General features: G+C 72.4%; 10 protein-coding genes. 7 read left to right on the forward strand and 3 right to left on the reverse strand.

Annotation, left to right across the window (positions count from 1 at the left end; genetic code table 11):
* Window positions 1-189 precede the first annotated feature (189 nt).
* Complete coding sequence (locus tag ACTMTI_RS33620) at window positions 190-1,290, forward strand: sialidase family protein (protein WP_441124681.1); 1,101 nt, start codon at window positions 190-192, stop codon at window positions 1,288-1,290.
* On the opposite strand, the gene ACTMTI_RS33625 is transcribed toward ACTMTI_RS33620, so the two are convergent.
* Window positions 1,287-2,810: an IucA/IucC family protein gene (locus tag ACTMTI_RS33625; RefSeq protein WP_441124682.1), complete on the reverse strand. Its 1,524-nt coding sequence runs from the start codon at window positions 2,808-2,810 to the stop codon at window positions 1,287-1,289. The genes ACTMTI_RS33620 and ACTMTI_RS33625 overlap by 4 nt on opposite strands.
* Before the next feature lie 79 nt (window positions 2,811-2,889).
* Between ACTMTI_RS33625 and ACTMTI_RS33630 the strand changes: the two genes are divergently transcribed.
* Together ACTMTI_RS33630 and ACTMTI_RS33635 are read left to right on the forward strand one after the other, a co-directional pair.
* Complete coding sequence (locus tag ACTMTI_RS33630; RefSeq protein WP_441124683.1) at window positions 2,890-4,455, forward strand: IucA/IucC family C-terminal-domain containing protein; 1,566 nt, start codon at window positions 2,890-2,892, stop codon at window positions 4,453-4,455.
* 51 nt (window positions 4,456-4,506) lie between these two features.
* Window positions 4,507-5,334, forward strand: coding sequence for an alpha/beta fold hydrolase (locus ACTMTI_RS33635; RefSeq protein ID WP_441124684.1), 828 nt, complete (start codon window positions 4,507-4,509; stop codon window positions 5,332-5,334).
* A gap of 7 nt (window positions 5,335-5,341) precedes the next feature.
* Here the strand turns inward: ACTMTI_RS33635 and rfaE2 are convergent, their stop codons facing one another.
* Window positions 5,342-6,790 (reverse strand): D-glycero-beta-D-manno-heptose 1-phosphate adenylyltransferase, encoded by a 1,449-nt coding sequence (gene rfaE2, locus ACTMTI_RS33640; protein ID WP_441124685.1) that lies wholly within the window; start codon window positions 6,788-6,790, stop codon window positions 5,342-5,344.
* 82 nt (window positions 6,791-6,872) lie between these two features.
* Here rfaE2 and ACTMTI_RS33645 point away from each other — a divergent pair, with 82 nt between their 5' ends.
* The 4 genes from ACTMTI_RS33645 to ACTMTI_RS33660 all read left to right on the forward strand — a co-directional run bounded on the left by ACTMTI_RS33645 (window position 6,873) and on the right by ACTMTI_RS33660 (window position 9,650).
* Complete coding sequence (locus ACTMTI_RS33645) at window positions 6,873-7,955, forward strand: glycosyltransferase family 9 protein (protein ID WP_441124686.1); 1,083 nt, start codon at window positions 6,873-6,875, stop codon at window positions 7,953-7,955.
* Complete coding sequence (locus ACTMTI_RS33650) at window positions 7,952-8,209, forward strand: hypothetical protein (protein WP_441124687.1); 258 nt, start codon at window positions 7,952-7,954, stop codon at window positions 8,207-8,209. The genes ACTMTI_RS33645 and ACTMTI_RS33650 overlap by 4 nt, the downstream gene beginning before the upstream one ends.
* Before the next feature lie 80 nt (window positions 8,210-8,289).
* Complete coding sequence (locus ACTMTI_RS33655; RefSeq protein ID WP_441124688.1) at window positions 8,290-8,868, forward strand: TetR/AcrR family transcriptional regulator; 579 nt, start codon at window positions 8,290-8,292, stop codon at window positions 8,866-8,868.
* Between the two features lie 20 nt (window positions 8,869-8,888).
* Window positions 8,889-9,650 carry an SDR family NAD(P)-dependent oxidoreductase gene (locus tag ACTMTI_RS33660; protein ID WP_441124689.1) on the forward strand — a complete coding sequence of 254 codons (762 nt, stop codon included), beginning with the start codon at window positions 8,889-8,891 and terminating at the stop codon, window positions 9,648-9,650.
* Window positions 9,651-9,716: 66 nt separating this feature from the next.
* Here the strand turns inward: ACTMTI_RS33660 and ACTMTI_RS33665 are convergent, their stop codons facing one another.
* Entirely contained in the window at window positions 9,717-11,234 is a 1,518-nt protein-coding gene (locus tag ACTMTI_RS33665; RefSeq protein ID WP_441124690.1) for a golvesin C-terminal-like domain-containing protein, read from the reverse strand.
* Between the last annotated feature and the right edge of the window lie 80 nt (window positions 11,235-11,314).

An 11,314-nucleotide genomic window follows, 5' to 3' on the forward strand; every position in this document is an offset into this window, starting at 1 on the left:
GAAGCACTCTTTCACGCCGAGAAGCCGAAGGAGCGGCGGGCGTACCGGGATCTCCAGGACGCGGCGGGCCCCCGGCAGTCCCTTGTACGCGGTCTCGCGCACCCCCATGGGCACGGTTCCACCGGTGACCACGCTCGTCTTCACGCACCCCTTGTGCGCCGTTAACCCGGAGGCCGTAGCGTGCCCCGCATGGCAGATCGTTACCCCATGTCGGTCCCGTACCGGCGGGCCACGGACGGCTATCACACCTACCGGATCCCCGCGGCGGTGGTCACCAGGGCGGGCACGGTGCTGGCGTTCGCGGAGGGGCGGCGGGGCTCGGCGGGGGACTCCGGCCACATCGACCTGGTGCTCAAACGGTCCGCCGACGGCGGCCAGACATGGGGCGATCTGCAGGTCGTCGCCACCGAGCCGCGCCGCGGCACCGCGGGCAACCCGGCGCCGGTGGCGCTGGCCGACGGCAGGATCGTGCTCGTCTTCGTCCGCCAGGGCCCGTCGGCCACCGAGGACAAGATCAGACGCGGCCAGGTGGCGGCGGCGGATGGGCGGCGGGTGTTCGTGCAGGTCAGCGCGGACGACGGGGTGACGTGGTCGGCGCCCCGGGAGATCACCGGCAGCGTGAAGCGGCCGGAGTGGCGCTGGTACGCGACCGCGCCGGGACACGCCGTGGAGCTGCGCCAGGGCCCGCACGCCGGGCGGATCGTGGTCCCGGCCAACCACTCGCTGCCCCCGGCCGGCTCCGACAACGGGACCGAGGGCAAGTACAACGGCGGCCACGCGCTGCTGAGCGACGACGGCGGCCAGACCTGGCGGATCGGGTACGTCGACGACAACCCGGACGGCTACGTCAACGTCAACGAGACCACGGCCACCGAGCTGCCCGACGGGCGGGTCTATTTCAACACCCGCACCGAATCCACCGCCCCGGGCACCAGGGCCGACGCCTATTCCTCCGACGGCGGCCAGTCGCTGGAACTGCCCTTCCGCCCCCAGGCCGGCCTGGTCGGCCCGGTGGTGGAGGGCAGCGTGCTGTGGTGCGGGTCCCCGGACGTGCTGCTGTTCTCGGGTCCCGCGGCGCCCGACGCGCGTGCCCTGATGACGGTGCGCGCGAGCGACGACCTCGGCGTCACCTGGCGCGTCGCGCACTCGGTGTCGGGGCTGCCGGCCGCCTACTCCGACCTGGTCAGGCTGGACGGGGACACAGTGGGGTTGCTGTTCGAGACCGGGAACTTCGGCCCGTACGAGAGCATCGCCTTCCGCCGGATCCCCGTCGCGGAGCTCGCGCGCTAGGCCGGTGTGGCGAGCGGGTTGGGCAGCCTCGTCCAGCTGTCTCCCGGCGGGGCGCCTTCCAGCTGCGTGAGCAGGTGCGCCTTCACCGTGATGTCCGGCCCGAACAGGGCGTCGCGGTCCTCCGGGCGGCAGGGGAGCCGGTCGGACGCCTGCCGCGCGGCCGCGGCCACGATCCTCCACATGCGGGACTCCGCGGCGCGGTCGCCCCGGCAGAAGAGGGAGATCAGGCTGCCGAACGTCGTCCCGATGAGGGAGCCGAACAGCTTGGCGTGCAGAACTCCGGGGTCGTCGCTGAGCAGCCTGGCGCCGACCGGAGGCACCTCGATCCCGCTGCGGGCGAGCCTGGCGGGGCTGATCCTGACGTCGGCCAGGTCCCGGTAGACCAGATGGGACGGGCGGCCGTGGCGGTCGAGCGAGATCAGCAGGTTCTGGCCGTGCGCCTCCAGGGCCACGCCGAGCGTCAGCAGGCCCAGGGCGTCCGCCATGGCGAGTCGCGCGAACGCCGCCAGCCATCCGGCCGCGTCGCCGGCCAGCTCACGGGTGACTGCCGCGACGGGGAGCACGGTCGCCTTCGGGGCGAGGGCGGACGTCGGCTCGCGCAGCATGGCCGACAGGTCGGCGCTGTGCTCGCCGTTCACCGGGGCGGCGGCGCCGGCCAGGTAGCGGGCTATGCGCGGGCGGCCGCCGAGCCGCGCGGACAGGTCCGTGAGCAGGCGCGACAGGGCCACGCAGGCGCGGACCGAGCCGGGTGAGATGTCCCTGACGTCCGAGGTCATCCGTGTGCTGAACGCCGTCTTGAGGTGCGGGCCGCCGTCGAGCGGGGCGAGGGTGCGTACGGACATGAGCGGGCGCGCCGGGATCGCCCCCGTGGCGTACGGCTTCAGGTCGAGGTGCCGGGTCTGCCAGGGGTGCACGGGCAGGAGCAACCGGTCGCCGGCCATGAGCGAGGCCGGCCACGACCCCGTGACGAGGCAGTCCGCGACGGGCACCGCGACCAGGTCGACAGGGACGACGGGGCGGTGTTCGGGCATGTACGCGAGTTGCTCGGCCACGGAGACGCCCGGCCGGTTGCGGCAGCACGGATGGTAGGGATGGCCGTCGACCACGCTCTGCTCGTAGTCCTCCGGGCTCTCCGGGACGGTCGCGGTGGCGCCGGCGCGCGACAGGGCCAGGGAGGCGACGCTGTTGTCCAGGTCCTCGACGAGCCGGGCGGTGCCGGGCAGGCCGAGGGCGGCCAGCAACTCGGCGGGGTGCGTCCAAGGGCGGCCGTCCAGCCACAGGACCGGCTCGCCGCCGAGGTCGTACGGCAGCCGCGGCGGGCCGGTCAACCGGCGCCCGTCGGCCAGCAGCACTTCGCCCTGTCCCCGGGCGGCCCCGGGCAGGGGTTCGGCGAGGAGGCTGCGCCACAGGCGGCCCATGACGGCGGCCCGCGCGCCCGGCAGCGCCCGCGCGTACCGCGTGGACAGATCGGGCCGTACGAGGGCCAGCTCGGCTGCGAATACCTCCTCCAACCGCCCCATATTTCACACTATTTCCAGAAGGATGCCTGATAGCTACCTTGTGGGCATGAATGGGTACAAAAGGCGGGAGTAGGTCGCCATGGTACCCATCGACGGCCTCCTCCCGACCCGCGGGCCGGAGCGCGAGGCATGGGCGGACGCGGCCGCCCTCGCGGTGACGGCGCTGCTCAACTGCCTGATCAGGGAGGTGGCCCGGCCCCGTCCCGAGCCGCGGACGTTCGTGCTGCCCGCGACCGGTCACGTGCTGCGGGTCGGCGGCGAGCGATTCCCGGCCGCGCCCGCGCTCCACACGCCCGGCGGCTGGTGCCCGCTGTCGCTGGACGACCTGCTCGCCCTGACGTCGGCCGAGCTCCGCGCCGGCACCGGGGTGGCCAACGACGGACTGCTCGCCGAGGTGCTCCACAGCCGGGACGTCATGGCCGCCTTGCTGCTGGCCAGGCGGTCCGCGACGCCGCCCGCGGACCCGTACGTGCGTTCGGAGCAGGCTCTCGTCGCCGGGCACCGCTACCACCCGGCGCCCAAGGCGCGTGGCGGGTCGGGCCCTGAGACGTGGCTGCGTTACTCGCCGGAGGCGTACGCGAGCTTCGCCCTGCCGCTCCTGGGCGTGCCCGCGGAGCTCCTGGTGCAGGAGGGGGACACGAGCGCGCTCGACCGGCTCGGCCTGGGCGACGGCCTGGCGCCGCTGCCCGCCCACCCCTGGCAGGTGGAGCTGCTCGGTGGCCTGCGTGACAGCCGGCTGCGCCGGCTGGACGCGACGGCGGTGGCCGTGCCGACCTCGTCGATCCGCACGGTGTACCTGCCGGAGCCGGACCTGTTCTGCAAGTTCAGCCTCGACGTGCGGGTCACGAACGACGTGCGCCGCCTGTGGCTGCGCGACCTGCGCCGCCTCGGCATGGTCGCGGACCTGCTGGCCGGGGCCTTCGACGACCTGCCAGGGCACGTCCCACGGCCCGTCGTGCTGAGCGACCGCGGCTACCGCAGCGCCGAGCTGGGCGCGGACGGGGGCGAGGCGCTGGCGGTGATCGTACGTGACGGGCTGCGCGAGCACCTGCGCCCCGGGCTGACGGCGTTGCTGGCGGCGGGGATCAGCGAGGGCTTCCCCGGCAACCCGCTCGACGGGCTCGGGGAGGACGCGACGCTCCTGTGGTGGCAGCGCTACCTGGACCAGGTGGTGCCCCCGGTCCTGCACGCGTACCTGCGGCACGGTGTGGTGCTCGAATGCCACCTGCAGAACGTGCTCATCGCGGTGGACCGTCACGGCACTCCCGCACAGGCCGTCTTCCGCGACCACGAGGGCGTCAGGATCGTCGGGGAGCGCCATCCCGGTCTGGCGGGCGAGGGCGTGGTGTCCGCCTCCTACGGCTGGGAACGGCTGGTCTACTGCCTGCTGACCAACAACCTCTGCGAGATCGCCGGAGCGATCGCCGCCCGCCATCCCGGGCTGCGGGCCGAGTCATGGGCGCTGGCCAGAGCCGTGTTCGCCGCCGCCGGCAAGGACCACGGCGATCCGGAGGAACTGCGGGCGCTGCTGGCCGCTCCGCACATTCCGGCCAAGGCCAATCTGCTGCTGCGCTGGACGGACGCGGGCGGTGAGGAGATGCGGTGCGTTCCCGTACCCAATCCGTTGAGATTCTTTACGGCATAAGCTATTCTCGCCAGGTCAATGTTTTACGCCGTATGGAATTCGAGGGACATCATGGCGAGACTGCATGACGGCAGCACCATCGACGTCGAGGTGCACGGCTCCGGGCCGGCCGTGCTGCTGCCCGTCGATCCGAAGCCGATCGAGGGCGAGCAGGCCGAGGAGATGCGCAAGTGGGGTGCCGATCCGGCAGTGGGCCGCTCGCTCATCGACGGGCTCAGCGACGCCTTCCGCGTCGTGGTGTTCGACTACCAGGGGCACGTCATGGCCCACCCCAAACCGGACACGCTCACGCCCGCCAACATCGCCGCCGACCTGCTGGCCGTGGCCGACGCGGCGGGGGCCGAGCGGTTCGCGTACTACGGATATTCGTGGCTGGCGCTGAGCGGGCTGCAGCTGGCCATCCGGACCGACCGGCTGTCGGCGCTGGTCATGGGTGGGTTCCCGGCGTACGGAGGGCCGTACGCCGAGATGCTGCGGGTCACCATGGCCGCGCACGAGATGTCCGCCGCGCCGAAGCCGGCGACCGAGCCGGCGCCCGTCGAACCAGGCGACTGGTCGTCGGTCCAGGTGTCCACGACCGTGGACCAGACCGGGCAGTTCGTCACGCTGTACGAGGCGTTGCAGGACTTCGACGACCGGTCCGTCCGGCTGACCTGTCCCCGGCTGTGTTTCGCGGGGTCGGAAGACGAGATCGACTACGACGAGCAATGGGGCGGGACGCACGTCAGCATCGCGACCCCGCTGGTGAAGCATCGGGCCGAGCTCGAGGCTCTCGGCTGGGACGTGGCCGTGCTGGACGGGCTCGACCACATGGGCGCCATGCAGGCCAAGAACGCCCTGCCGATCCTGCGCCCGTGGCTGGAGCGGGCGCTGCTCTGAGTCAGAGCTACTCCGGCAGAGATCTCATGCGGCCGATGATGGCGGTGGTCGAGCGGTCCGGGAGGTAGCCGAGCACGCGGACCTCGCCGCCGAGCGAGCGCACCAGCGGCGCCTCCGGCAGCATTTCGGCGGTGTAGTCGCCGCCTTTGACGTACAGCTCCGGGCGGAGCATCCGGAGCAGCCGCTCGGGCGTGTCCTCGTCGAACTCGATCACGTAGTCCACGTCGTTCAGCGCCGCGAGCACGGACATACGATCCTCGCACGGATTGACGGGCCGCCCGGGACCCTTCAGCCGGGCCACGCTGGCGTCGCTGTTGACCGCCACCACGAGCACGTCGCCGAGCTGTCCCGCCTGCTCCAGATAGCTCACGTGCCCCCGGTGGAGCACGTCGAAGCAGCCGTTGGTGAAGACCACCCGCTCCCCTCTGCGCCGGTGCTCGTCCAGCAGCTGGGCCAGGCGCTCGGCCGGCTGCACCGCGCCCTCGCGGCGGCGCAGGGCACGCAGCAGGTCGTGGCGGGTGCAGATCGCCGTGCCCGGGCGGCGGACGACGACCCCGGCCGCGGCCTGGCCCGCCTCCGCCGCCTCCTCCGGCGACGCGCCGCCCGCGAGCCAGAGCGCGAAGGCGGCGGTGTAGGTGTCGCCCGCGCCCGTGGCCATGTGCTGGGGCGCGGGCCGGGCATAGGTCCGGTACGGCGGGTGGCCGCTCCTGTGCAGCAGCGTGCCCTCGCCGTCCAGGGTGGTCACCACGATCCCGGCGCCGGTCAGCTCCAGCAGCCGGTCGGTACGGGACGCCAGGTACGCCGGCCGGTCGGAGACCCCTTCCGTGGTGTCTTCCGCAACGCCTTCAGCGGCGCCGAGCAGGCATACGACCTCGGCGTAGTTCGGCAGCACGGCGGCCGGCGCGCACTCCCGCCACGGCGCCACCGCGTGCGCGTCCACCACGAGCAGCGGCACCCCGGTCAGCGCCCGGCGCACCGCCGGGGTGAACACGCCGCCGCCGTAGTCGCAGGCCACCACCACGTCCGCCCCCGGCACGGCCACTGCCAGGCGGCGCAGCAGCTCCTGCTCGGCGCCGGCCGGGATGCCGTCGAGGTCCTCCTCGTCGTAGCGGGCCGTGAGCTGGCCCGCCGCGACCAGCCGCCGCTTGTGCGCGGTACGCCGCCCCGGCACGATCAGCAGGTCCGGCTCCACGCCGAGCAGGCGCAGCGAGCGCACGAGCTCGTCCCCGCACGGGTCGTCGCCCACGACGCCGATGAGCCGGACGCGGGCCCCGAGCGCCGCCAGGTTGGCCGCGGTGTTGGCGGCGCCGCCCGGCGCGTCCTCGACCGTTTCGAGGCTCATCACGGGCACCGGCGCCTCCTGGGCCAATCGCTTGGCCGAGCCGCGAAGCCAGGAGTCCAGCATGACGTCGCCGACGACCACCGCACTGATGATCTTCTCGCTCGCGCTGCCCATGAAGAGCGAGTACCTGTAAAAGCCCAGCTCAAACCCCCTTTGCCGGGTTATGGACAGGCGCTCTTGGGGTAGCCGGGCCGCTATGACGGCGCTGGTCGACGGTGTGGAGCGGATCGCGGTGCTGCGGGCCAACGCGATCGGCGACTACCTGATGGCCGTGCCGGCGCTGGAGGCGATCAAGCGGGCCTACCCCGGCGCCCGGCTGACCCTGCTCGGCACCGCCTGGCACGCCGCCTTCCTCACCGGGCGGCCGGGGCCGGTGGACGACGTGGTGGCGCTGCCGCCGATCACGGGGGTCTCGACGTCGGAGATCGGGCATCCGGTGCCGGACGAGCTGGGCGAGGAACTGCGGGGGCGCGGGTTCGATCTGGCGGTGCAGATCCACGGCGGCGGCCGCTACTCCAACCCGTTCATCGGTCGGCTGGGCGCCCGGGTGACCGCCGGGCTGCGTGCTCCCGGCGCGGAGACGCTGGACCGCTGGGTGCCGTACACGGACTACCACCACGAGACCCTCCGCTTCCTGCAGGTCGCCGCGCTGATCGGCGGGATCGCGGACGGGCTGGAGCCGCGGGTGGCGGTCACCGGCGCCGACCGCGCCGAGCTGGCCCGCGTGCTCGGCGAGCCGCCACCGGGGCTGGTCGCCGTGCATCCGGGTGCGAACGATCCGCGACGCCGGTGGCCGGTGGAGCGCTTCGCCGAGGTGGCCGACCGGATCGACCGGCCGATCGCGGTGACCGGCACCGCGCAGGAGAAGGACCTGGTGATGGGGGTCGTCGGGGCGATGCGGCGCCCCGCGCTCCCCCTCGTGGGCGCGCTCGGCCTCGGCGGGCTGGCCGCGCTCTACGAGCGCTGCGACCTGGTGATCGCGAACGACACCGGCCCGCGCCACCTGGCCGCCGCCGTGGGCACCCCCACGGTCGCCGTCTACTGGTGCGGCAACCTCATCAACGCCGGACCGCTGTCCAGGACCGAGCACCGGCCGCTGATCTCCTGGACCACGACCTGCCCGGTGTGCGGCGCCAGCGGCGTGGACGTACGCGCCGAGCGCTGCCCGCACGACCTGTCCTGGGTGGCGGACGTGCCGGTGGAGCTGGTGATGGAGCAGGTCAGAGACCTGCTTATGGGGCGATTGGCTGGGTACGGGCTGCTGGGGGGACTGACATGACTGATCACACCGTGCTCGACGCTTTGCAGCAGGCCATTGACGAGGCGTTCCAAGGACACGACCGGGTCGCGATGCGGCAGGTGTACGCGCAGGTCTCCCGACACGCACGCGTGCCCGCCGACCTGATGGCACAGCTCAACGAGGTGCCCGAGGGCGCCTACAGCAAGCAGGAGGTGACGGAGGCGATCAACGACGTCATCCGGCGCCGGGGCGAACAGGACAGCCTGGGGCTGCTGGACGTCGATCGCTCCTGATTCCGCTGGGGGTACCGAGCGGCTCGGTCATGTGCGGGCATTTTTGACCGATCGTTCTCGATAGTGCTAGCGTTCCCGCCGTGGCACGGACCAAGGAATTCGATCCCGAGGTCGCGTTGGAGAAGGCGCTCGAGCTGTTCTGGGAGCGCGGATACGAGGGGACGTCGATGGCGGACCTCGTGGCGCACCTCGGCATCGCGCGGGCGAGCATCTACGGGACCTTCGGCGGCAAGCGCGAGCTCTACCTGAAGGCATTGGAGCTCTACCTGGCGGGGCGCGACGTGGTCGAGCCCCTGTCCCAGCCGGGGCCCGCGCTGCCCGCACTGCGCGCGTTCCTCGACTCGTACGTGGCGGAATGCCTGGCAGACGAGTTGCGGAAGGGCTGCATGGTGGTGAACACGGCCGTGGAGTTCGGCTCCCGCGACGCGGCCGTGTCGCGCAGGGTGGCGACGAGCTGGGCGGGGCTGGAGACCGCGCTCGCCTCCACGCTCGTCAGGGCCCGCGCCCAAGGGGAGATCCCGGCGGCCAAGGACCCGCACGCGCTGGCCAGGTTCCTGCTCGTCCTGGTGCAGGGCATCAGGGTGCTCGGCCGGGCCGACCCGGACCCGCGCCGGTTGCGTGACGCAGTCGATCAGGCCATGACGGCCGTCCAAATTTAAGAACGATTGGTATGGAATCAATGACAGGTCATTTTGCAGGCAAGGTCGCGCTCGTCACCGGAGCCACCGGGGTCGTGGGCGGCGCGGTGGCGCGGGCGTACGCGAAGGAGGGCGCGGCCGTGCTGGTCGCCGGGCGCGACACCAGCCGGCTGAGCGAGGTCGTGAAGCTGATCGAGGAGAACGGCGGGCGGGCGAGCGCGTTCGCCGTGGACGTCACCCGGTCGGCGGAGGTCGCCGCCATGGTGGCTGCCGCCGTCTCCCGGTACGGCGGCCTCGACGTCGCCTGCAACTCGGCCGGCGTCTTCGGCATGCTGGAGCCCGTGGCCGACTACGACGAGGACGTCTGGGACGACGTCCTCGCGGTGAACCTCAAGGGCGTGTTCCTGTCGATGAAGCACGAGATCGCCCACATGCGCGCGCACGGCGGCGGCGCCGTCGTCAACGTGGCCTCCAATCTGGGCGCGCACTGGCGGCTGGCCGGGGCGGGGGCGTACGCCGCGTCGAAGGCCGCGGTGAGCTTCCTGACCAGGACCGCCGCCCGCGACCACATCGCCGACGGCGTCCGGATCAACGCCGTCAGCCCGGGCCCGATCGACTCCCCGATGTCGACACGCCCGGGAGAGACCCTCGATGAGCGGGACGCGCGCATGAAGACCGCGCTGCCGATCGGCCGGGTGGCCGCCCCCGAGGAGATCGCCGCCGCGGTGCTGTGGCTGTCGTCGCCGGCGTCGAGCTTCGTCGTCGGCCAGGACCACGTGATCGACGGCGGCGCGGCCGCCTGACCGCTACAGAGCGGGTACGGCCCGCGCCGCAGGCAGAGCGGGCGGGCGCGGGCCGCAGGGAATCTCTTAGATCTTGCTGATGCGGACCGCGTCGGCGATGACGAGGCCTGTGCCCGAGGTCCAGCGGCTCACGCCGACCACGTTGTAGGTTCCGGCGTTGAGCGAGAACGTGCCGATGCTGCGCCACGTTCCGCCGCCGGAGCGCTGGTCGACATACACCGTCTGGTTTCCGCCCGATGCCGCCACGATGTACGGCGCCGAGCTGTTGTATCCGGGATCCGCCGGATACCAGACCTCGACCCGGTACGTGCCCGCGCTGGGGATCGTGGCCGAGTACCACGCCGCGTCGCTGGCCGCGACCGGGTCGGCGAAGCGGTAGTCGGTGCCGTGGCGCTGGCTGGAGTAGGCGGACGTGCCCCAGTTGGCGCTGGCGGTGAACTGGCCGGCCGTGGCGTTGTCGACGGTCGTCGTCCACGTCGGGGTGCCGCCGCCACCGGTCACGTAGTTCATGTACGTGGTCCAGTTCCAGTGCGAACCCGGGTCGGTGTGGGTCGCGCCGGGCACCTCGTTGTGCCCGATGATGCCGGTCCTGGTCTTGGGGATGCCGTACTTGTCGCAGAGGGCCTTGGTCAGGGCCGCGGAGGCCCGGTACATCGCGTCGGTGAACCACGAGGCGTCATTGACGAAGCCCTCGTGCTCGATCCCGATGGACCGGTTGTTGTAGGTCGAGTTGCCCGCGTGCCAGGCGACGTCCTTGTCGCGCACCATCTGGGTGATGGCGCCGCTGGAGGACTTGACCACGTAGTGCGACGAGACGTTGGCGCTGGGGTTCTGGAACCAGGAGATGGTGCCCGCGTACGAGCCCTGGGTCACGTGGATGATCACGCGGTCGATGTTGTAGTCGGTCTCGCGGTTGGCGACGCGGTAGTTGCCGGAGTTGGCCGGCACCCAGGCGGCCGGCGGATAGTCGGGGCTGGCGACCTCGGCCTGGGCGTTCAGGTCGCGTGCCTTGGCGTACTCGCCGCGGTCGGCGGTGACCTCCTGCGGCTTGACCTGCACGCCGCGGGTGTCGATGCCGAGGCCGAGCTGCTCGTACACGGCGTCGGCGTAGAGGCGGGCGAGCTCGGGGGAGGAGGCGTTGCCGTACTTGGCCACGGCCTGGTACCAGCGGCCGATGTCCTTCCTGGCCGACTCGTCGAGACCCAGCGCGTCGGCGTGGGCACGCAGCACGGCCGCGCCTCCGAGGATGTTGGCCTCGTCGTCCTTGCGCAGCTTGTCGGCCGGCAGCTCGGTGAGCTCGGCGGCCTTCTCGAGCGAGTGGTTGGTCGGGTTGCTGACCAGGTGCATCAGGCCGTAGCCGCCGCTGGCGCTGGGTTCGCCGTTGTGGCCGTCGAGGTGGGTCTCGGCGTAGGCGAGCGCGACGAGCAGGTCGCGAGGTACGTCGTGCGCGGCGGCCGCCTTGGCGAACGCGGCCGGCAGCGGGGCCTCCTTGGCCGCGGCGAGGGAGGGCTGGCCTGCGACGATGAGGAGGACGGCGAGGATCGAGGTGGCGAGGGCTGCTAATCGCGTGCGGGCGAGAGTCATGGGTGCTCCTCGTTCGGGTTAACGGGTGCACCGTGGGCGCGGGAAACCCGCTGCCTGCGGTGGCCGCTCAACGCGGCCCA

It is taken from the genome of Nonomuraea sp. H19 (assembly GCF_052068215.1).
GTDB lineage: Bacteria > Actinomycetota > Actinomycetes > Streptosporangiales > Streptosporangiaceae > Nonomuraea.

Coding starts and splice junctions, on each gene's coding strand:
- ACTMTI_RS33620 (WP_441124681.1), top strand. CDS start 190: ATGGCAGATCGTTACCCCATGTCGGTCCCGTACCGGCGGGCCACGGAC.
- ACTMTI_RS33625 (WP_441124682.1), bottom strand. CDS start 2,810: ATGGGGCGGTTGGAGGAGGTATTCGCAGCCGAGCTGGCCCTCGTACGG.
- ACTMTI_RS33630 (WP_441124683.1), top strand. CDS start 2,890: ATGGTACCCATCGACGGCCTCCTCCCGACCCGCGGGCCGGAGCGCGAG.
- ACTMTI_RS33635 (WP_441124684.1), top strand. CDS start 4,507: ATGGCGAGACTGCATGACGGCAGCACCATCGACGTCGAGGTGCACGGC.
- rfaE2 (WP_441124685.1), bottom strand. CDS start 6,790: ATGGGCAGCGCGAGCGAGAAGATCATCAGTGCGGTGGTCGTCGGCGAC.
- ACTMTI_RS33645 (WP_441124686.1), top strand. CDS start 6,873: ATGACGGCGCTGGTCGACGGTGTGGAGCGGATCGCGGTGCTGCGGGCC.
- ACTMTI_RS33650 (WP_441124687.1), top strand. CDS start 7,952: ATGACTGATCACACCGTGCTCGACGCTTTGCAGCAGGCCATTGACGAG.
- ACTMTI_RS33660 (WP_441124689.1), top strand. CDS start 8,889: ATGACAGGTCATTTTGCAGGCAAGGTCGCGCTCGTCACCGGAGCCACC.
- ACTMTI_RS33665 (WP_441124690.1), bottom strand. CDS start 11,234: ATGACTCTCGCCCGCACGCGATTAGCAGCCCTCGCCACCTCGATCCTC.